We start from the raw sequence: 22,920 nt of genomic DNA, 5'->3' as shown, positions 1-22,920 counted from the left end.
GAAAGATTTACGATTGTTTCCAGCTCTTGCTTTCTACTTCTGGAATTGAATCAATCACCTTCGACTTCAAGGCTTCTTTGTAAGCTCCAATCCGCTCTAATAAAGCGTCATCACCTGCTGCAACGATTTGTGCTGCCAAGATCCCTGCATTCTTCGCACCATCAAGTGCAACAGTTGCCACTGGCACTCCTCCAGGCATTTGTAGGATGGAAAGAACCGAGTCCCACCCATCAATAGAGTTGCGAGACTTCACCGGCACGCCGATAACGGGTAGAGGTGTCAAAGAAGCGGTCATCCCTGGAAGGTGCGCCGCACCACCAGCTCCCGCGATGATCACTTTCAAACCGCGGTCAGCAGCGGTCCTTGCATATTCATACATGCGATCTGGAGTTCGGTGAGCAGACACTACAGTGATCTCAAACCCTACCTCAAGTTCCTTCAGCACTTCACATGCTTCGTTCATAACTGGGAGATCAGACTTACTCCCCATGATGATACCAACTTTGGCCATGTATTCTAAGTATTAAACTAGCATTCCCGCGATAGCGGCAGTAAACAAACAAGCGAGCGTACCACCTATTAAGGCGCGCATACCCAATTTTGAAAGCAATCCTTTTCGACTAGGAACCAGCGAACCAATTCCTCCAATTTGAATTCCGATCGATGCAAAGTTCGCAAAACCGCATAGGACATAGGTCGCAATCACAATCGATTTTTGATCGGTGAATAGGCCATCCGCCTTCATGCCACCAAGGGTTGCGTAAGCATAGAACTCATTCAGAATCGTCTTCTCTCCTAATAGCTGCCCTACGAGCAGTGCATCATCAGATGAAACACCAATGAGCCAGGCAATCGGAGCTCCGAGATACCCTAGCATCATTTCGAACGACAACTTATCATAAGCGGTATTCTCCGCAATCCAAGCGTTCAATCCAATAGGGTCAGCAACCTTAAAGAGAATATAGTTTCCGAAGTAAATGAGTGCGGTGAACACCAAAAGCATAGCTCCCACATTCACAGCCAATTTTAGTCCTTCCGAAGTACCATTTGTCAACGCTTCGAGCACATTTGTACCCATGTTGTCTTTGGCAATCTCCATGCGGTCATCAATCTTCTCCGTCTCTGGCACCAAAATCTTCGCTGCTGCTATTGCCGCTGGTGCTGACATAATAGAAGCCGCAAGCAAGTGCTTTGCGAATAGGATTTTCTGCACTTCATCATCACCCCCGAGGAAGCCGACATATGACGCTAGTACACCCCCAGCAATGGTTGCCATCCCCCCGGTCATCATGCTCATGATTTCCGACTTCGTCATCGACTTCAAGAACGGTCGAATTAACAGTGGCGACTCTGTCTGACCTAGGAATACATTCCCTGCGGCTGAAAGACTTTCTGCACCGCTCAGCTTCAAAGTGCGCTTCATAATCCATGCAAAGGCATAAACAACCTTTTGAAGGATTCCGAGATAATACATCAATGCGGATAGTGCACTGAAAAAGACAATGGTTGGGAGAATACGAAAAGCAAAGTTGTAAAAGCCTGCCCCCACTTTTCCGCCGCTAGGCACTTCAACAGCATTGGGAGCTTCAACCTCTCCTAGCATCCAGCTTTTGAGCAAGAAATCAGAACCGAAGTCGGTGAATGAAATAACCTTTACAAAGGCGCGCGCAATCCAATCAAAAACCTGATCTACACCAGGGGTCTTTAGAATAAGAACTGCCAAAAGAAATTGCAGCGCAAATGCTCCTCCAACAGTACGCCAGTTAATGGCCTTTCTATTCGAACTCAGCAGCCAAGCAAGTCCAACTAATACAATGATTCCGAGTATTGCACGCATAGGTAAAGGTTCTCAGCGGCAAGGTACAGAACTCAACTGATTTAGATTACGCCCTGACTCATGACTCGCGTAAAACAAGCACAATCTTGTTGAAATCCGCAGCGGCATTGATGACTGCACTGTACTCTTCATATTCAGCAACCTCGAAGAATACTTTGTCATAATATTCCTCAATGGAAACCGTGATCGTTCCAGCAGATTCGTCATAGACGTAGTCAGAAACGAAGCCAATTCCACCTTCCTTCTCGCCGTAACGAACATCCATCTTAAGGTCATCCATGTTTTCTACTGTGAATCCGTCAGGAATATTGAAAACAATCTCTCGATCATAAGCATGCTTGTAGCCCCCATCCACTGGAAGCTTACGTTCTTCTTCAGAATACATTTCTGCTTGAGGCCCGATCACCAGACCAATTTTGCACAACAGTTTATCACCGGCACTGGCCAAAAACTCCTCACATGAAACGTCAAACGATTGTTTCAACGGGACCTGACCAAAGTCGTACATCTCAATATTATCTACCTCATTGCGCTTAATGTCGATGTCTTCACTGATCCAATTGACCATGATCTCACGGATCTCTTCTTTAGTTTCATCGTTCACCAGTGGCATATACGGCTGGTAGTTCGCAGCATAGTAACCGCTTGATGACTTCTCATAAGTCAATTCAACGGTTTCGTTATCCAGATCAATACTCATTTCAATATTCATGACATCCATGGTTTCCTCCATGTCCATCAAAGGCACTTCACGAACCTCGCTCATCCCAGTTTTGATACCTCCAGCCTCGAGTTCTTTCACAAAAAGTGCCTTACCACCGGTTGCTGCGCTGTTGATCATTCCTAAATAAGACTCCATATCCACAGGGTCGAGGTACTTTTCGTGTTGGTCAAAGTAAAAATAGACCTCATTTAAGTAGCTGTAATTCTCGAAATCCTCATCGAAAGTGACATCGAAACGATTTGAGGTCACCATCATTTCAAATGGAATCTCCAGTAGCGCAAAAGCTGTAGCGTATAAGCTTGTTATTCCGGTTTCATTAGCGACGAAGTTCACACAAACACGTTGCACATCGGAGAGCTCTTCAACATCCGCGTTGACGATCTGTATGTTTTGTTTTATCCAACGATCAAGACGATGAATTTTGTCTTCTTCGGATTCGGCCTCATCTACTTCAGTTTTCTTCAATAGTTTGGCAACGGCTTTCAGGTCCTTCTTATCTCGTTCACCCATATAGGCTTCGTACATAAACTTAGACACGTTACGGAAGCTCACGAGATCTCTCGTCCCGATGTATTCGTTGTACATCATTTTGTACACTACACCTTGACGGTAAGGGTCATAAGCCGCATTACTCTCAGGTTCCAATGCCGGAATTTCATCAAACTTGAATTGCATTTTTGCCGTGAATTCAGAGGTATCCACTTTTGCCTCTTGATCTGTATTGAGTGTCTTCCATGTATACCCAAGACCCTGAGGATAAATCAATTCGAAGTTATAATCAAACTTTGGCTCACTCCCTTGGAAATAGATGATCACACCATTTTGAGAAGGAAAGCGCAATACTTGAAGAATGTATTCGACATCACTTCCTGGCTCAAGCCCTTCGAGCGCAAAATAGCGTTGTGTTTGACCTGTTTCTTCATTTTCTGCAGTAACTAACTCATCGGTTCCTATTAATCTCACTTCTCCATCGGGTCTAATGACACGTGCTTTTTGCGTTACTACATTTTCAGACTCATTAGACAGGTAGTAGATCTTATTCTCATTCTCAATGGCCTCTTCAGTTACCACTTTACGGATATAGTGCACTGTATACCGCTCAATTGGATACCCCTTTTCTGTGAGCAATAACTCTCGAAATGAATGATACTTGGTGAAAAATGCCCCTTCGTTTTCTACGCCTTCCGGCATATCCGTCAACACGGCTTCTTCTTTCCAATCGTAGTCTTCATAATCGAATTGAGCCAAGGCGCTAACGCTACCTGTGATGGTTAGAAGGCTGATAAGAAGGTAGTTATAGATAGTTTTCATTCGGTAAAATTATTGTTGTTCAAGAACGATACTCTGCCTGTAGAACTTCTTCATGGCTTTGATCATCTTGTTCCATTCTTCAAAATCTTCTTTCTCTAGTAGTTTAGTTGCAACGTTGATATCCTGAATCAAAGTCAGTTGATTATCCTCAAGAACATATTCAAACGAAAACTGAAAGTCTTCGTGTGCAAACGAGGCAGCATCAGGCACAAATTTTAATTCATATCCCTCAGGAATCTCCAGCTCATAGGTCGAATTAATTGAACACTGGTATCGGAATTCTCTAGGTAGCTCACGGTCCTCTTCCAATTTAAAGTCAGCGTATGGTTTATCTAAATTAAGGTTGACGTAGACCTCATTCTCTGAGTGTACCAAGTACGACGGAATTCCAAATTCATACGAGATGACAGCGTCACCTTCATGCACCTCTGGGATAGCGATATCGAATGACCTTAGGTCGAACTTGTTATTACCTTTTTGTGTGTAGTCATCGACGAATTTCTCTATGAGATCTTCATCTCCATCCATCGAGTCTACGATTCTGGTCACATTTTGTCTATAGTAGCCAGAGAAATTGATATCGCCTTTCCCTACTAACACATCATCTTCCAATGTCAGTCTTGTTCTTTCCTGAACCACGTTATAGTCTGCTGGCATTTCTTTCACAGTGAGGATCTCATACCGATCTTCGTTAATCTTCAACATCGCTTCTTGGCCTTGGATGAAACTAGTTGGGACTCCGAACTCGACATTGGGGTCTGTTGCATCGAGCCACTTGATATTATCTAGGTCTCCGTAGGCCAAGATCATATGGTTCACGGATGAAGGAGTAGGCAATTCCTCAAATGAATATGGAATTTCATCCGTACCTATCCATGTGAGATAGGTTGGGATATCAGCATGCTTGCACATACTGTGGATAAGTGATGCCATGTCTTTACAATCACCAAACCTCTTCAGGTAGACTGAATTCGGATCCCTTGGAATGAATCCTCCCATTCCCGATTCGAAGGCCACATACTTAATGTTGTCTTGAACCCAACGGAAAATGGTACGCACTTTTTCTTCTTCACTCTGGGATGGGTTAGTAATCGAATCAACGACACTCGCTACATCTACACAGTTATCGTATTCCACCCCTTGGAGAAACTCATTGTACCAAGTGAACAAGTCATCGGCATTCCTCAGCACCGGAATCTCTTGTCCATCCACAGTGTAAGACTCAACGTATACAAGTATATGTGGGGCCCATGATGATACAGTTGGAGCATCATCTTCGATATCAAAGCTCTCAACATCATTCTTAACCCAATGGTAGATAGTCTTCCCTCGTTCCTCTGTTTCTGTGAAATCAATTCCTTCAATTTCATTGAAGAATTTCCACTTCAATTTCACCTCTGGGTCAATGACCACTTTGTACGTCGCCTTTTCAATTGGCCAAGGAGAAATGAAATAGAATCTACCTGTCGTTTGATCGAGTTGATGAATACGTGTATAGCTCATTCCATACTTAGCCCCTTCAACAAGACCTGAGTAACGAAATGAAATAGTTCGGATATCGTCGCTGAATATTCCAGGACTGAACTCGTCTCGTTCACTGAATTCCTTAACAGGAATCCGTTTGAACTTTCCAGGCTTGCCGGTAGGCACTTCGCTCCAGGCCTTGAGGTCTTCAATCTTACTAAAACCACTGTACCCGATGCTTTCGTCTGCATAAACAGAGGCACCTTCATTCATGCATTGATAATACTCGTAAACCTTCTCGTGGATGGTTATTTCACCATCGTCAATCTCTACGTGAAATTCACGGCTTTCTTCTATGCATACAAGCGGCTCATCAGGGTACTTCTTTGCGATTCGATCCTGATCAGTTTCTTGGGCAAATGTGCCCGCCCCTATAACAAGGCATGCAACAAGCCAAATAGCTCTTGTTACTGTATGTCGATTATTATTGTTGCTCTCCAAATCACTGTTTGTTCCGGATTCCCTTTGGAATCATAATACACTTCTTCACCACTGATTTCGTCGTTTTGCCAAGTTCGCTCGCGCTTTAGCTTTCCGTTTTCGTAGTACCAAACTTCCTTACCATCGCGGACCCCTTTCGTGTAATCACAAGCGTACTTGAGTTTTCCACTCGGGTAGTACTTCTTGAATTGACCGTCGCGTTCGTCATCTAGGTAAACTTGTTCTTCTTGAAGCTGACCATTCGGAAAATACTTGATGTATGGCCCTTGGAACAATCCCTGATTCACCGCATACACACGTGAAGTTTTACCATTAGCAAATTTCGTTTCGAAATCTCCTGTTTCATTTTCTACATCGACAAAATCTGTTCCGTTTCCATTTGCATCAGCTGATCCTACTGCATAGAAGTTACCATTGTAATATTTACGTACCATTTGAAGGGTTCCATCATAGGCGTAATATTTAGCTACTCCGTGGTATTCTCCTTCGAAAAGCTCGATATCCGTAGACTTCTTTCCGTTGTCATAATATGAAACCGTACGATCTATTTGAACACCATTGAGGTATATATCCTTGTCAGAGACCTTTCCATTACTATGATAGTTCTTCCAAACTCCGGTTCTATCTCCGAGCACGTAAGTACCTTCCTGACTTAATTGTCCATTGAAATGGTACTTTTTCCAAGGCCCATGAACATCGCCGTTGAGATATTCTCCTTGTGCTGATATTTGGCCATCGGGATAGTACCAAGTTTGTGTGCCGTTGAGAAGGAAATTAGTGTAATGCAATTCCGCTTGTTTCTCTCCGTTTGGCCATGGAACGGTAATTGAATATTCTCCTTCTTCCGTTTTGAAGCTGAAATACTCTTTTCCTTCGGAGTCGAAATACTTAATCCCTAAAAGAGCGTCGCCATCAACATGTCTCATAGAGCTCAAGACACCATTGGCATCGTAGGTTTTCTTCCATCCTCGAATGACACCATCTGAATAGTAGTATTCACCTTCAACTGTTTTTCCATCAGGATAATACTCGTACCAAGCACCGCATTCAATTCCATTAGAATATGAACCAACACGTTTCAGATTGCCATTTCGATGGTACCATTTCACTTCGCCGTCAGGCTCATCGTTAACGTAAGTAGCTTCATAGCTCTTCGTTCCATCCATGAAGTAGGTCACATATCTTCCATCTACAGCGTTATCATCATAGTCAATCTCTGAAGAGAGTATTCCATTCTCATTATAGAATTTCCATGTGCCGGTTTTTCCTTCATCCCCCGGTTTATAGTAACCCTCAGAGGTCTTTATTCCGTCTCCTCGGTAACCTTCAAAGAGGAATTTCCCTCCTTTCTTTTTCCCTTCAGCTAAGATATTCCCTGCCTGGTCCTTTTCAGTGTATGCTACCACTTCGTCCTTCTTGAACTCGTTCGTGGACACCTCATTTCCATCAAAATCAAACTCATAGTAGGTTCCAGTAAGGTTCTTTTCTTCGTCGTTGATTGTTCTGCTGGCAATGGAGCCATTCATGTAAAAGGTTTCCGACTTCCCAATCAAAACTCCTTCCGAGTACTTGGCTTTAGTATGTACTTCTCCATTGGGATGGTACGATACATATTCTCCATCCAATTCTCCTTCAATGTAACTTCCTTCAGACATGACCGATCCATCAGGAAAATATGCGATTACCTTACCATTGAAGAAATCATCTTTCCATTCTCCTTTCTCGGAGATTTGACCGTCTGGATAGAATCTAGTCACTTCTCCGTTCTTCGCTCCATCCACTAAGATGGCTTCCATTTTCTTGCCTCCCGAGTAATAATAGGTTGTTAAGGGCCCATTTTGTTTCCCTTGTTCAAAGGATACTTCAGCGGTTTTAGCACCATTTTCTGAGTAGTAGATCACCAATCCATCGAGCGCATCCATATCCATATTCCCAATGACCCCGTAGGTACCGTTCGGATTGTATGAAATAAACTTTCCATGCCACGAACCGTCCTTGAGGTTTACTTCGCGGGAAATTGTACCACTTGTATTGTAGAATTTCCAGAGGCCTGTTTGGTTTCCACTAGAATCATAGGACCCTTTTGACATAAGGCCACCAGAAGTCGTATAGAACTCTGCATCTCCAACCAGTATTCCATTCTTTAAGGTTACTGCACCATATACGAGCCCGCTGTTGTAGTAAACTACATCAACCTCTTTGTCACCGTCAGTGGTTGGAAAAACTCTTCTTGTTAATGAAGTTGTAAACTCTTTATAGTACCATTCAACGAATGATCGAATTGCCGGGAATTTCTTTTTGACCGTTGATTCGAAACGCCCTACTGTAACCATCTGAGTGTATAGCGCATCTTCAATCTTATTCTGGTTTCGGATCATTTCCATGATCGGAACATAAGTTTGCATCCAAAATCCTTTGTCTCCTTTATCGTACTTCACTTCTTTAAATAGCAAGTACACTTGTCGAGTTACATCGATATCAATCTTCTTGTAAGGGAACTTATACTTCTTATCTAAAGCTACACGTTGGTCAATAATCAGATCCAGCTCCTTAAAATTATCCTCGCCTTTGGCGGAAAGGGTCACACCTTCTGGTTCCACATCCCAAGTCCCACCGGCCATCTGATCCATTAACTGAATCACACTATTCGATCGCTGAGTGTCTGGTTCAAGAAAAAGGAAAATCGACCAAGACATCAGAGCCTGAGTGAGCTTCCCTTCAGTGGCAGCAAGTAGACCTAGGTAGTAATGAGAGCTCGAATGATTTGGATTCATCGAAATCGCCATCTTCAGGTCTGCTACTGCCTCATCACCCCTTTCCATTGACATTAAGGTGATTGCTCGGTTGAAGTATGCATTATAGTTGTACGGGAAATCGCTGATTGCAATATCATAGTAATGCAATGCACTATCCTTTTGATCCAATCCATCATAAGCCGTAGCCAGGTTAATTAAGGCCTGGTCTCGACTATCATAGTCTGGCGTAATTAAAGACTTGAATAGGTCAAGAGACTCTTCATATCGTTCAAGTGCAAGCAACGACAGTCCTTGCTCGTAAATCGCCGTATTGGCTGCTGTATCAGAAGGGTGTACTTGTTTAAACTTGTTTAATGCATCAAGGTAATTTCCGTTGTCATAGAGTTCGATTCCTTCGGAAATCAATTCTCGAGACGGTTGACAGGAATTTTGGGCATTAAGTAGAGGGCTACAGAATAGTAGCAAGGCAAAGATGACTAGCTTATGTCGCATTTTCGGTAATTAAGTTACCAGAAAAGTACGCAAGAACTTCTAGAAATTACACTAACCTTCGCGCTTTCTTTTTTCGATTTCGTCACGAAGAATACTCGCACGCTCGTAATCTTCACGATCAATAGCGTTCGCTAACTCTGCTTCAAGTTCCTGAATCGTCATCGACCCGGCACTTTCCACAGGAGCTTCAGGTGCAGCACCTTCACTTGGCTCTTCTTCGATTTGGTAACTCTCTTCGATTTCTTCAGCATTCACACCGGCACTGTCTAAGATGAAATCGTAGCAGTAAATCGGACACTTGAAGCGCACTGCAATTGCCACCGCATCTGAAGTGCGAGAATCAATCTCTGCGCGTCGTCCGTCAAGAACAGCAATTACTTTGGCGAAGAAAATTCCTTCGATGAGATTATAGATGATCACTTCTTCAACGGTCACTCCAAAACTGTGTGCGAAACTCTTGAAGAGGTCATGCGTCAGCGGACGACTTGGAGTCATATTTTCTAACTCAATGGCAATGGCCTGAGCTTCATGCCCTCCAATCACAATCGGTAAACGACGTGCTCCACTTTCTTCTGTCAAAACCAGCGCATACGCCCCGCTCGTAGAGCCACTTGGGGCAATGTCTGCTATGTCAAGCTTGATCTTTTCCATATATATAAAAGGGAAGCACTGAGGCTTCCCTAGTTATGGCGAAAATATGAATTTTTCGTTGATGTCTTAGTTGTTCTTGAATGACTTTACAGCCTCAAGCAACTTCGGTACCACCTCAAATGCATCTCCTACAATTCCGTAGTCAGCTGCCTTAAAGAATGGTGCTTCCGGATCTTTGTTGATCACAACAATCACTTTACTCGCATTCACTCCTGCAAGGTGTTGGATTGCTCCAGAGATACCTACAGCAATGTAAAGTGTTGGACGAATAGCGATTCCTGTTTGACCTACGTGCTCGTGGTGAGGACGCCATCCGATATCAGATACTGGACGTGAACAAGCAGTTGCTGCTCCCAACTCTTTCGCTAGTTCTTCAATCATTCCCCAGTTCTCTGGTCCTTTCAAACCTCGTCCTGCAGAAACCACAAGATCAGCTTCTGGAAGCGGAATAGATCCATCCGTAGAAGTAGGCTTGAATTCTTTCACTTTCACTTTAGCACCACCAAGATCAGCTGAGAATGACTCAACCACACCTGCACCAGCAGCTTCGTGAAGACCAAATGAATTCGGAGTAATGGAAACAACGCGCTTCGCACTTGTTACGGTTACTTCAGCAATGGCCTTTCCGGAGAAAACGCCTTTTTTCACCTTGAAGCCACCTTCGTTTGAAGGAACATCGATTGCTCCAGCTACGATACCTGCATTCAATTTCACAGCTACACGCGGTGCTACAAGCTTCCCTGTGGCATCGTGATTAATAATGATGGTGTCAGCTCCTGTGCTCTCAGCTGCTGCTGCAACCAGACGAGTCAACTGCTGACTATCGCTTGTTGCTTCAGATGCGTTCAAGATTTTATCTGCACCGTATGCTCCCATTCCACCATCACCTTCGATAGCTCCAGAAGTAATTACAGTAACATCTCCACCAAGAACAGCAGATGCTTTCTTTGCGTAAGAAACAGCCTCTAAACCTGATTTAGTTGCCTTTCCATCTTTTAGTTCGCTATATACTAGAATTGACATTTCTTTCTTGTTAGAGGGTTAAAGTACTTTGGCTTCTTCGTTCAAAAGACGAACTAGTTCCGCTGGATTGTCAGCGTCAACGTAAGTACAATCTCCTTTCTCTTCTGGAAGGGCATAAGTACTAATCGCAGTGTTTGAAGCAACATCAGCTGCAGGCACTACCTCGAGAGGCTTTGTACGTGCTGCCATGATACCGCGCATGTTTGGAATACGCTGTTCAGCCATTCCTTTTGCAGCGCTCAACACAAACGGTCCGTCTACTTCAACAACCTCTACTCCACCTTGAACTTCGCGAGAGATCTCTGCAACTCCACCGTTCATATCGAGTTTTGTTGCCAATGAGATGTAAGGCAGATCTAAGTGCTCGGCGATCATTCCACCAACAACACCTCCGTTGTAATTGATTGTTTCTTTACCAGTCAAGATCATATCGAAGCCTTGATCTTTTGCGTATGCTGCGATCTGCGCCGCAACGCTTCCCGGATCACCCTCCGCAGCATCAATACGCACGGCTTTATCAGCTCCAATGGCCAATGCCTTACGAATGATTGGATCAGCATCTGCTCCACCTACAGTAATTGTAGTTACAGATCCTCCGTTTGCTTCTTTGAGTTCAATTCCACGAACGAGTGCATACCACTCATCGTATGGGTTGACGATGAACTGAACACCGTTCTCGTCAAACTTTGTATTTCCGTCAGTAAAGGCAATCTTAGATGTTGTATCCGGTGCCTTACTAATGCATACTAGAATATTCATTGATTCCTTGAATTTTACAGGTCTGCAAATCTAGCAATTAACCTCCTGTTTTGACTCTGCAATTTACTACAGAATTTTATATGTACGCATACAATTATGCTCTTTTTTTCGCTAGCGCGGAATGAATGTGTGTGAATCTTACACCTCCTGTAGAAGGAACCTCAATAATTCCTAATTTTGCCGTCCATAATTGAATATCATGAGAGAAATTCAGTTCAGAGAGGCAGTAGCCGAAGCAATGAGCGAAGAAATGCGTCGAGACGAGAACGTATTTCTAATGGGCGAGGAAGTCGCTGAGTACAACGGTGCTTATAAAGCAAGTAAGGGAATGCTTGACGAGTTCGGACCAGACCGTGTCATCGACACTCCAATCGCCGAACTTGGATTCACTGGTATCGGTGTAGGTGCAGCTATGAACGGCCTCCGTCCGATCGTTGAATTCATGACTTGGAACTTTGCCATCCTTTCGGCAGACCAAATCATCAACTGTGCAGCTAAGATCCTCCAAATGTCTGGTGGACAATTCAATATTCCGATTGTATTCCGCGGACCAAACGCACAAGCAGGTCAGTTGGCGGCAACACACTCGCAGTCATTCGAAAACATGTACGCTCACATCCCTGGGTTGAAAGTGGTAACACCTTCGAACCCTCGTGATATGAAAGGGCTCCTCAAGTCAGCGATTCGTGATAACGATCCTGTCTTGGTGATGGAGAGTGAGAAGATGTACGGGGACAAAGGGATGGTTCCAGAAGGAGAATACCTTATTCCAATAGGTGTAGCTGACGTACCTCGCGAAGGAACAGATGTAACCATCGTTTCTTTCGGGAAAATCATGAAGACGGTTCACGCTGCAGCTGAAGAACTTGCGAAAGACGGAATCAGCGCTGAAATCGTAGATCTACGCACTATTCGCCCACTCGACATCGATACCATCGTAAAGTCAGTGAAGAAGACGAACCGTTTGATTATCGTAGAAGAAAGCTTCCCTGTGGCAAGCATCTCTACGGAAATCTCATACCGAGTTCAACGTCATGCGTTTGATTACCTAGATGCACCGATCCGTCGTTTGACCCAATCAGACACGCCGTTTGCATTTGCTCCTACCCTTATTGAAGAAGCGCTACCAAACGTTGGTGACGTGGTTCGCACTGCGAAGGAGCTACTCTACGTAGAACAATAAACCTTACCTATTAATAACCTCTGATCTAGGTCGCTTGCGCAACCTCAGGGAATGGTCTATTTTTGCGCCCGCAAAAAGAAGACCTTAAATCAATTCCAAATGGAAAACATACTCTACATCGTTCCTGCACTAGGACTTGTAGGATTGATCTACATGATTATCCTACGCTCTTGGGTAGTAAAACAAGACACAGGAACAGAGAAAATGACCAAGCTCGCTTCATACGTGAAAGAAGGAGCAATGGCTTTCTTGAACGCTGAATACCGCATCCTTGCCATCTTCGTGGTAATCGCGGGTATCCTCCTCGGAGTGATCTCTTCAATGGTTGAAACCACACACTGGTTCATCGTTGTTGCCTTCGTTATTGGAGCTGTGTTCTCAGCAGTAGCTGGTAACATCGGTATGCGTATCGCAACTGACTCTAACGTACGTACAACACAAGCTGCACGTACTTCTCTTCCTGAAGCACTGAAAGTTTCTTTCCGTGGTGGAACGGTAATGGGTCTTGGAGTAGCCGGATTGGCCGTTTTCGGATTGAGCGCTTTGTTCGCTCTTCTCGTGGGTTGGTTCATTACAGAAGACGGTAACTTCTACAATGAAATGACGGTTGTACTTGAAGCACTTGCTGGTTTCTCACTTGGTGCTGAGTCAATCGCACTATTTGCACGTGTAGGTGGTGGTATCTACACGAAAGCAGCTGACGTTGGTGCTGACCTTGTAGGTAAAGTAGAAGCAGGAATTCCGGAAGATGATCCACGTAACCCTGCAACGATTGCAGATAACGTAGGTGATAACGTAGGTGACGTTGCAGGTATGGGGGCTGACCTTTTCGGTTCTTATGTAGCAACAGTACTAGCCTCTATGGTTCTTGGTAACTACATCATCAACGAACACCTTACTTCAACAGGTGAGTCAATCGGAATGGGGCCTATCCTACTTCCATTGATGATTGCCGGAGTTGGAATCTTGTTCTCAATCGCTGGAACTTTCTTGATCCGCGTGAAAGACAACAACGCAAAAGAACCAGAAGTACAGCGCGCATTGAACATGGGTAACTGGACTTCAATCATCCTAACAGCTGTTGGGTCTTACGTACTGATCAATCAAATGCTTCCTCCAACCATGGACATGAAGTTCTTCGGTGAAGGAATGAAGTCTGTATCAAGCAACATGGTCTTCGGATCTGTTCTTGTTGGATTGGTAGTAGGAGCGTTGATCTCTTACTTCACAGAATACTACACAGGTCTTGGCAAGAAGCCAGTTCTCGACATCGTACAGAAGTCATCTACCGGTGCTGCTACTAATATCATCGCCGGACTGGGAACAGGAATGATCTCGACATTCGCTCCTATCCTTCTTTTCGCCGGTGCTATCTGGGCAGCTTACGCATTCGCAGGATTCTACGGTGTAGCGATCGCTGCCTCAGCGATGATGGCAACTACAGCTATGCAGCTTGCCATTGATGCTTTCGGACCAATCGCGGATAACGCAGGAGGTATTGCTGAAATGAGCGAACTTCCTGAAGAAGTACGTGAGCGTACTGACATCCTTGACTCTGTGGGTAACACAACTGCAGCGATTGGAAAAGGATTCGCAATCGCATCTGCAGCTTTGACTGCACTTGCTCTTTTTGCAGCATTCGTAACCTTCACAGGAATCGACGGAATCAACATCTTCAAGGCACCTGTACTTGCGATGCTATTCGTAGGTGGAATGGTACCTGTAGTATTCTCTGCACTCGCAATGAACTCTGTAGGTAAAGCAGCCATGGAAATGGTAAAAGAGGTTCGTCGTCAATTCAAGGAGATCCCTGGAATCATGGAGTACAAAGCAGAGCCTGAGTACGACAAGTGTGTTGAGATCTCTACACAGGCATCACTTCGCGAAATGATGCTACCTGGAGCAATGACAATCATCTTCCCATTGGTTATCGGATTCATTCCAATGCTAGTAGGATACACTGGACAAGAAGCTGCTGAGATGCTTGGTGGTTACATGGCAGGTGTTGCTGTGTCTGGTGTTCTTTGGGCAATCTTCCAGAACAACGCTGGTGGTGCTTGGGATAACGCTAAGAAGTCATTCGAAGCAGGTGTTGAGATCGACGGTGAAATGACTTACAAAGGATCTGACGCTCACAAAGCAGCAGTAACTGGAGATACAGTCGGAGATCCATTTAAAGATACTTCTGGTCCTTCGATGAACATCCTCATCAAATTGACTTGTCTTGTTGGTTTGGTTATCGCTCCGATCTTGGGAGGTCACACTACGGGTGACCACGGCGAAACTGGAGAGACGAATGGCAAAGAGATCCAGCACGAAGAACAAGCTGGAGACCTTGAAGCTTACCAATACGAAGCAAACGACATCAAATAACATTAGAAGGCCCGGCAACAAGTCCGGGCCTTTTATGTTGTACTTCTTTCAAACCCTTAACAATATGAAATCACAGATCCTTTCATTCCTTGCCATCGCAATGTTCGCAGTAGCTTGTTCGAACGGCGGTGGAGAACAAACGGCAGACACAAACGATGCCATGCCAACAGCTTGTGAGTGTGTAGACCACTACAAGAACAAAGACGAAGCAATGATCGCTAAGTGCGCTGAAGCGCGTAAAGCAGAAGCCTTCGAAACTGAATTTAAGAAGTGCCAAGCAGCAGCTATCACGGGTTCAGATCCTGACAAAGTGAACGTAGTAGATTCTGACGAAATGAAGATTGCTGTTCCCGCAGATGGAACATACATGTTCTCTGCGGAAGATTCTAAAGTAATGTGGACTGGTGGTAAAATCACTGGAGCTACGCACACAGGAACGATTCCTATGAAATCTGGCCTTGTAACAGTAGAGAACGGAGTAATCACTAACTGTAAGATGGTGATGGACATGACTGGTATCACGAACACTGACCTTGAAGACGAAGAGTCTAAAGGAAAGCTAATTGGACACTTGATGTCAGATGACTTCTTTAGTGTTGCAAACAACCCAGAAGCCACTTACGTATTCACGTCTGCAGAGCAGATGGAAGGTAAGACTGATGTAACCGGTGACCTTACAATCAAAGGAAAGTCAAACCCAGTTGTATCGAACGTAATCATCTCTAAGAACGGAGAAACAGGATGTGTAGTAAGTGGATCAATGATCTTCGACCGTACTGATTTCGACGTACGCTATGGTTCTGGAAAGTTCTTCGACGACCTAGGAGACAACATGATCAAAGATGACGTTATCATCAAGTTCTCTTTGAAGGGAGCTATGTAATAGACGTCTCAGAAAAGCAATAAAAAAGCCTGATCAAATTGATCAGGCTTTTTCTATGTAGCGTGTTTTCTATTACTCATCAAAAAGTCCGTGAAGCTCTCCATCAATAGAGCGGATAATCTTCCCTAAATCTTCAGAGTCTTCGTGGAATCGGTTATCATCAATATCAATTACTAAAAGCTTGCCTTTAGAATAGGTACTAATCCAAGCCTCGTAACGCTCATTCAAACGCGTGAGATAATCAAGACGAATCGCCTCTTCATACTCACGACCACGTTTCTGAATATTGGCCACCAATGTTGGAACACTCGCTTGCAAGTAGATCATCAAATCTGGTGGAGTCAAGAATTCCTGCATCAGCTCGAACAACGCCAAGTAGTTCTCAAAATCGCGTGTAGTCATCAACCCCATGGCGTGGAGGTTCGGCGCGAAGATGTACGCATCTTCATAGATCGTGCGGTCTTGAATGATGCTCTTACCTGACTTCTTTAATTCAACCACCTGGCTGAATCGTGAGTTCAAGAAGAATACTTGAAGATTGAACGACCAACGCTGCATGTCTTTGTAGAAATCATTGAGATAAGGGTTATCATCAACGTTCTCAAAGTGAGGTTGGTACTTATAATGTTTTGCTAGTAGCGTCGTAAGTGTCGTTTTTCCAGAACCAATGTTTCCGGCGATAGCTAGGTGCATATAGAATTCATTTAGGGAGCGACTAAAGTACAAAAAACAACTGCCCAAAAAGGAGTGAATACACCAACGGTGGATATCTTTTTATCATGCTGAAAAACAACTGAATAATGAACTCGAGTCTTAAAAAGAGGAGATCTCTAAGACGCCATTTTCTAGGTTATAAACCCTACTACCCGTCACATCAATCGTAGAAGCCGGATTCAGTCCTTCGTAGACCTTTGGTTCCACACCGTTGTACCTGAGCCACATAATCTGTTCTTCGGTTCGAATGAAGACCCCTTCGGCGTGAGCCCGGAAATCAACCAACCCTTGAATAGGAATTCGTCGAACCAAGGTTCCAAAACGATCAAAGACCCAAAAGCCATAGCCGGCATCACCAATCAACAGTCGCTCATGACGTTCAACCATTCCAATGAACTCAACATCTCGCCCTGTGATATTCGGAAGATAGCCTGTGGAGACCTGTCGGTCCAGACGTTCGTCAGTTCTAAAGATTTCTTTGTTGAGGGCATCATAGACCCAAATCTCTTCGTTCACGCCACTAGCGACCCATTGCGGCAGACCCAAATCCGAATCCCAAAGACGCACAGTTCGTTGTTCTGAAAGCGTGTTGTCAAGTACTACCAAAGTGCCTGTTTCAGGATAGAGCAATAGCGGACGCAAGGGGTCACTCACATCAATTTGCTCAGGCATGCCGAGATCTAAACGAGAGAACACAAAGAGCTGCTCTCCTTTTTCATTCCATTTGATTAAATCTTGCCCTTGAACGGCATAGATGAAACCAAGGTCATCCACGATGACGTCATCTGCTTCAACAGTAAATGACCCAAATACAATCGCGAAAAACGCATGAAGGAATACGTTGAATACCATTACACCTCGAATTCAGAGAATTCTCCGGCGAGTCGTTCCACCTCTTCAATGAACTTGCGGTCATTGTTCAAGCGTGGTACTTTATGCTGCCCACCGATCTTCCCTTTTGACTTTAACCATGCATAGAACGTGCCATCAGGTATTCTTCGTACTTGAGGTTTCCGCAGGGTAAGATCAAATGAACGCTTGGCAGCATAATCAGTGTTGACTTCTTTCAACGCAGTATCAAGGTGCTCAACAAAGTGCTCAAGCTTGCGAGGCTCTACTTCAAACTCAAAGAACCATTCATGAGCCCCTGTTTCTTCATTGGTCATAAACACAGGAGCCGCCATATACTCACGCACAACAGCACCAGTTGCTCTACAAGCTCTGCTTACCGCTTCCTCTGCATTGTCAATGATTAACTCCTCACCAAACGCATTAATGAAGAGCTTCGTTCTTCCCGTCACTTGAATTCGATGAGGATCCGTTGACGTAAATCGAACGGTATCTCCGACCAAGTAGCGCCACAACCCCGCATTGGTAGAAATTACCAAAGCGTAATTCTTATCTACTTCGACATCCTGCAACAACACTGTTTGAGGATCGTCTTTGCCAACCTCTTCCATCGGCAAGAACTCGTAGAAGATTCCATAGTCAAGCATCAAGAGCATGTCATCTGCACGATTGCGATCTTGAATCCCAAAGAATCCTTCAGAGGCATTATATGATTCAAAGTAGTTCATCCCAGGATTTGGAATGATTTCTTCGAACTGTTTCGCATAGGGCTTGAAACTCACGCCACCATGCATAAAGAGCTCAAGATTCGGCCATACCTCAAGTATGTTCGAAGCGCCTTTGATTTCCATAATTCGTTTGAGCAAGACCAATGTCCATGACGGTACACCAACGATCATACTCACGTCTTCATCCATCGTGGATTGGGCCATGGCCTCAATCTTCTTCTCCCAATCATCCATCAGCGCGATTTCCTTGTTCGGCACACGCTTGAGCTCTACCCATCCTGGAAGATTTTTAATAATGATTGCTGAGAGGTCACCTGTGTAGCAGTCTTCACTAAGTGGATGCACTTTGCTACTCCCGCCCATAACCAGGGTCTTCCCTGCATATACTCGAGAGTTTGGTTGGCTATTGACATACATTGCCAACAGGTCTTTACCACCTTTGTAGTGACAGGCTTCCAAGGCCTCTTTCGTCACAGGAATGTACTTACTCTTATCACTGGTGGTTCCTGAAGACTTGGCAAACCACTTGACTTTTGAAGGCCAAAGCACCGCATCTTCACCATCGCGCACACGATCAATATAAGGCCTGAGTTCATCGTAGTTCCGAATGGGAACGGCCTTTCTGAAATCATCCACAGTTTTCACTTGATCGAAATCGTGGTCTTTACCGAAGGCGGTATCTCTACCCTCTTCAAGCAAACGCTCAAACCACTCCTGCTGCACCTCAATCGGATACTTTGTGAAAAGCTCGATCTGGTGCATCCTTTTCTTCATGACCCAGGAAAAGACGCTATTCAGTGGCATAGGTAGGTTCTGTGATAGAACGTGAAGATAGGAAAACCTTTGGCCTTATGGACGAGAAAGCTAGATATATAAAAAGGCAAAGGAGGGCGCGAAGGCCCTCCGAATTTTCATAGTTACCCTCCCAAAGGAAGAGTACTAATGTGGAATGTATTTCAGATGAATTAGCTTTTCAGTGAGACCAAGTTGCAAAAGCAACGAATACGTTCAAAGAGATTTTGTACAGGTGTAGTTTATGAATGTATAAGTGTAGGGTAAGAAACGAAACAGCCCCACTTAATCACCCCTTCAGAGCCTTGATCACCAAAGCACGCTTACGTACAGAAGTTGGGTACTCTACACCGTTTGAAAGCACCACTACGTATGGTTTTTCTCTGGTTACCTGAACCACTTCTGCCTTACGTACCGCATACTTAGCATGGATTCGAATATACCCTCCATCAAGGCTCTTCATGATGGAGCCGAGATTCTTAGAAATCATGGATGTTGAGCCATCCTTGAGGTGCAGAATGGTGTAATTCCCATCTGCCTCAAAGGCCAGGATATCTTCGCGATCATATACATCGACCGTTTCTGTCGTCGACACTACGAATGAATTACTTTCCTTTTGAGGTCTCTCCTTTCGATACCTCAATAAGTAACGCTCCAATGATCGGTCTACCTCTTTTTGCCCTAAAGGCTTCAGTAGATAATCTAATGCTCCAACAGTAAATGCTTCTACGGCATATTCCTCAAAAGCAGTGGTAAAGACAATGGGAGCCTTGAGATCGGGCATTACTTCTTTGGCGCGAATACCAAGAGTCCCGGGCATTCGGATATCCATAAAAATGAGATCGGGTTCGGCAGCTTGTAAAGGGCCGTTCGCTTGATTCAATGTTTCCCAACTCCCAACAATCTCTACTTCAACAGAACTTTCATTCAACAAGTGCGTCAAGATATCTCTGTTCGGAACCTCATCTTCTACTATGGCGCAACGAATCGCTTTCATGTTAATACCCCCTCCAAAATAATTTCTGTTCTGAACGGTCCTTTATCACCATTCACAAAAACATGCTTCAAATAGCCTTTCCCTTTCTTGATTCCAGCCAGTCGATCTCTAACATTCTGAATTCCTGATTGTCGCATATCGGCGGTCATAAATGCCGAAGGATCACAGCCTAGCCCATTATCTGAAACAATCACCTTCAAGTTATCATTGCTTCGAAGCACCATGATGGAAATCTTGAAGCCTTCAGAACGTGTCGGCAAACCATGCTTTACGCAATTCTCGACAATCGGCTGAATGAACATTGGAGGAACCTCGACGTTGTGCAAACCATCTGGAATGGCATGTATTGAGTAGTTCAAACGTTTTCCGAAACGAGCCTGTTCAATTTGAAGATAATCGTCTAGTAGCTCCACTTCATCCATCAATTTAATCGCATCCTTTGCACTGATATAAAATACGCGACGAAGATGACGTGCTAACAGTTGAACCAAGGAAAGCGACTTATCCTTAGAAGAACCCACGATACTTGCCTGAAGGCTGTTCATCGCATTGAAAATGAAATGTGAATTAAGCTGACTTCGCAGCGCCATATTATGCATGGAAATCAGGCGGTTCGTGGTTTCTAATTCTCGTCGTTTCCTGTTATTCCCAACGCGAATGACAGCTAGGGCCACCGTGAACGATACAAGCAAAATGACAATGAACCACCAAGGAGTTCGCCACCAAGGACCAGTAACAGTGAACTTGGTTGTCGCTGGTGCTGAGATACTATTTGCAAACGGGTATACCGCTCTTGTCTCTAAGGTGTAGTTCCCGGATTCCAACTTTTCAAAAGAAAGTGTATTGTTTTGCGCTACTTGCCAATCGCCATCCTCATCATCAAATCTGTATTCGAAATAGGCTCCGAAGGATTGCTCACGTCGGTCTGCCTCAAGCACAAATTGAACCGGAATACCTTGTCCAAATTTTATTCTTTTCCCAAGAATACCATCGTTCACAGAAGCATTCAGTAATTGAATGTTGTGGTGGATCTCCTTCCTACCTTCCGATCTCAAGGAAGCAGACTCTAGGCTGTAGAGATAATCAGCACTTTTGAAGAGAAACTGGTCATCCACCTTCAACACGTCATAAACATCTTTCAACCCCTCCCACAACTGGAAATCTATGGACGAACTAACCTGAGAAGGTGACTTTCCGACGAATACTCCCTCAGTGCTTGATATGTACAGCGCATCATCTTCCACTGTAATAGTTCGGAGCTGAATTCCTGGAAAGTGATAGGTTTGTCGTTCTTGTCTTAAGTTGAATACCGAAAGAGAGTTGCGGCCGTGAATTCCACAGAATAAGGAGTCGTTGATTTGAGTCATGGAAGAGGTAAAACCAATCTCCGAATAAGGAATAATAGTATCACAAGACAGGGAGTCACACAACATAATTCCTGCTTGACTACTGAAACAAATCCTGCCATCACTCAATGCTTGTAAATCAAACCCGCGTGTTCGGGTCCATCTGAATTGCTCACACCATTCAATCTGGGCGAGATCATCTTCTGGCTGATGAATCAGATAGTCAATAATCGTCTCAACGTCGAACACGAAAAGACCATGAGATGAAGCGACCATTAAATGACCGTTGTCTATATGAAGTCCTTTCACCGAACCCACTCCCGCAGCGAGCGTGTAGAATTCATTGTCTTTGAATAAACCAATGGTTCTTCCTCCGAACCACCATTCGTTATCTCCTTTGAGTACGATATTATTTACTGGATCCGTCAACCAAGAATTAGATACGATTTCCTCTTCGCTACCACTCAAAGAGCCGTCATAAAGGAAGTACCAATCATGGCCATCCTTGTACATACTCGCTCCTTCAACATTGAGCGCTTCTACTTGTCTCAAGCCTAAGCTCTGAGAGTGAATGCGCTGAAGACCTTTGGTGCCTTCACTTGGCCAGACACCTCCTTCATTATCTACAACAAAACCATTCAACCGGACACATTCATGGACAAGTTCAAATCTCCCATCGATCATTTTACAGATCCCTTCCCCTTCAACATAAGCGTAGAGATAATCAGCGCCGAATAAAGAATGAATTGGAGCTGATGCTTCCGCTATTTTCGAGACTTTTCGACCGAGTTTATAGATACTGTTCTCTCTAAAGAAATACGCATTTCCTTCGAAATAGGTAGTTTCCATGCGTTCCTTCTCATCGAACTCCAGATCTGTATTCCATGAAGAGTAATCTGAGGTAGAAATATTGGTGAATCGACCAAGTCCTCGATACCAGACACTTTGATCATCACACAACTCAAACTCACCATTTTTTCGGAGCATGCTTAAACCATCCACCTGCACAAATGCTTGTGATGGCTTTCCTTCGAAAACGGCATAAAACGTCGCCGCGAAAATGGTTGAATCCGTCGCAGGAACAATATCGGTAACAAACTTGGCTTCTGACTCTGAGAATTCCTGCCAAGACTCTTGACGACGAACAATCCCGTAGTTCGTTCCAAACCACAAGGCGCTATCCGCAGTCTGGGTAATGCAGAACACCTCAGGAGACGGAATCGGCAAGCTGTCAGTAACATTGGTCAGTACTGTTCCTGAAACCCGGTAAAGGCCACAATCGCTACCAGCCCAAATGACCCCTTCATAATCTTGAAACACACTGTAGATGCGACAATTTTCTGTACCAGCATAGATCTCTGCGTTAGGGTCAACAAGCTGAGCCCATCCAAACGAAGGAAGAGCGAAAGCAAGTAGAACAACACAAAAACGAAAAGAAAAGGCAGTATGTAGTTTCAAATTCAAAAGTCCTACAAAGTACTAAAGGTAGGGATGAAAAGAGAGATAGCCGAGACGGGACTGAAAAAACAAGCTCATT

The 22,920-nt window shown here is 44.3% G+C and carries 16 protein-coding genes; 3 read left to right on the top strand and 13 right to left on the bottom strand.

Annotated features, from left to right (window positions below; all coding sequences use genetic code 11):
- Positions 1-7: 7 nt before the first annotated feature.
- The 8 genes from purE to RA156_RS01605 form a co-directional block, all read right to left on the bottom strand.
- Positions 8-511 carry a 5-(carboxyamino)imidazole ribonucleotide mutase gene (gene purE, locus RA156_RS01640; RefSeq protein WP_306642254.1) on the bottom strand — a complete coding sequence of 168 codons (504 nt, stop codon included), beginning with the start codon at positions 509-511 and terminating at the stop codon, positions 8-10.
- A gap of 12 nt (positions 512-523) precedes the next feature.
- The gene (locus RA156_RS01635) at positions 524-1,837 is read right to left on the bottom strand and encodes a NupC/NupG family nucleoside CNT transporter (protein WP_306642252.1); all 1,314 of its coding nucleotides are present in this window, start codon (positions 1,835-1,837) and stop codon (positions 524-526) included.
- Between the two features lie 58 nt (positions 1,838-1,895).
- Positions 1,896-3,872, bottom strand: coding sequence for a DUF3857 domain-containing protein (locus RA156_RS01630; RefSeq protein WP_306642250.1), 1,977 nt, complete (start codon positions 3,870-3,872; stop codon positions 1,896-1,898).
- Positions 3,873-3,881: 9 nt separating this feature from the next.
- Positions 3,882-5,837 (bottom strand): transglutaminase-like domain-containing protein, encoded by a 1,956-nt coding sequence (locus RA156_RS01625; protein WP_306642249.1) that lies wholly within the window; start codon positions 5,835-5,837, stop codon positions 3,882-3,884.
- Complete coding sequence (locus tag RA156_RS01620) at positions 5,804-9,085, bottom strand: tetratricopeptide repeat protein (RefSeq protein WP_306642247.1); 3,282 nt, start codon at positions 9,083-9,085, stop codon at positions 5,804-5,806. The genes RA156_RS01625 and RA156_RS01620 overlap by 34 nt, the downstream gene beginning before the upstream one ends.
- 51 nt (positions 9,086-9,136) lie before the next feature.
- Positions 9,137-9,736, bottom strand: coding sequence for a bifunctional nuclease family protein (locus RA156_RS01615; RefSeq protein ID WP_306642245.1), 600 nt, complete (start codon positions 9,734-9,736; stop codon positions 9,137-9,139).
- A gap of 66 nt (positions 9,737-9,802) precedes the next feature.
- Positions 9,803-10,759, bottom strand: a complete 957-nt coding sequence (locus RA156_RS01610; RefSeq protein WP_306642244.1) for an electron transfer flavoprotein subunit alpha/FixB family protein — start codon at positions 10,757-10,759, stop codon at positions 9,803-9,805.
- 18 nt (positions 10,760-10,777) lie between these two features.
- Positions 10,778-11,518, bottom strand: a complete 741-nt coding sequence (locus tag RA156_RS01605; RefSeq protein WP_306642243.1) for an electron transfer flavoprotein subunit beta/FixA family protein — start codon at positions 11,516-11,518, stop codon at positions 10,778-10,780.
- A 199-nt stretch (positions 11,519-11,717) separates the two neighbouring features.
- Here RA156_RS01605 and RA156_RS01600 point away from each other — a divergent pair, with 199 nt between their 5' ends.
- From RA156_RS01600 to RA156_RS01590, 3 genes are all read left to right on the top strand, one after another.
- Positions 11,718-12,701: a pyruvate dehydrogenase complex E1 component subunit beta gene (locus RA156_RS01600; protein ID WP_306642242.1), complete on the top strand. Its 984-nt coding sequence runs from the start codon at positions 11,718-11,720 to the stop codon at positions 12,699-12,701.
- A gap of 99 nt (positions 12,702-12,800) precedes the next feature.
- Positions 12,801-15,074, top strand: coding sequence for a sodium-translocating pyrophosphatase (locus RA156_RS01595; RefSeq protein ID WP_306642241.1), 2,274 nt, complete (start codon positions 12,801-12,803; stop codon positions 15,072-15,074).
- Positions 15,075-15,138: 64 nt separating this feature from the next.
- Positions 15,139-15,957 carry a YceI family protein gene (locus RA156_RS01590; protein ID WP_306642239.1) on the top strand — a complete coding sequence of 273 codons (819 nt, stop codon included), beginning with the start codon at positions 15,139-15,141 and terminating at the stop codon, positions 15,955-15,957.
- A 72-nt stretch (positions 15,958-16,029) separates the two neighbouring features.
- Here the strand turns inward: RA156_RS01590 and RA156_RS01585 are convergent, their stop codons facing one another.
- The 5 genes from RA156_RS01585 to RA156_RS01565 form a co-directional block, all read right to left on the bottom strand.
- Positions 16,030-16,650, bottom strand: a complete 621-nt coding sequence (locus tag RA156_RS01585) for a deoxynucleoside kinase (RefSeq protein WP_306642237.1) — start codon at positions 16,648-16,650, stop codon at positions 16,030-16,032.
- Between the two features lie 120 nt (positions 16,651-16,770).
- Positions 16,771-17,523: a hypothetical protein gene (locus RA156_RS01580; RefSeq protein WP_306642235.1), complete on the bottom strand. Its 753-nt coding sequence runs from the start codon at positions 17,521-17,523 to the stop codon at positions 16,771-16,773.
- Positions 17,523-19,052, bottom strand: a complete 1,530-nt coding sequence (locus tag RA156_RS01575) for a GH3 auxin-responsive promoter family protein (RefSeq protein WP_491572827.1) — start codon at positions 19,050-19,052, stop codon at positions 17,523-17,525. Before RA156_RS01575 ends, RA156_RS01580 begins: the two co-directional genes overlap by 1 nt.
- Positions 19,053-19,329: 277 nt before the next feature.
- Positions 19,330-20,037 (bottom strand): LytR/AlgR family response regulator transcription factor, encoded by a 708-nt coding sequence (locus RA156_RS01570; protein WP_306642232.1) that lies wholly within the window; start codon positions 20,035-20,037, stop codon positions 19,330-19,332.
- Positions 20,034-22,847: a histidine kinase gene (locus RA156_RS01565; protein WP_306642231.1), complete on the bottom strand. Its 2,814-nt coding sequence runs from the start codon at positions 22,845-22,847 to the stop codon at positions 20,034-20,036. The genes RA156_RS01570 and RA156_RS01565 overlap by 4 nt, the downstream gene beginning before the upstream one ends.
- Positions 22,848-22,920 lie beyond the last annotated feature (73 nt).

It is taken from the genome of Sanyastnella coralliicola (assembly GCF_030845195.1).
In the GTDB taxonomy this organism is placed as follows: domain Bacteria; phylum Bacteroidota; class Bacteroidia; order Flavobacteriales_D; family Sanyastnellaceae; genus Sanyastnella; species Sanyastnella coralliicola.
The sequence above is the reverse complement of the archived record's forward strand: the minus strand, read 5'-3'. Positions and strand labels throughout refer to the sequence as shown.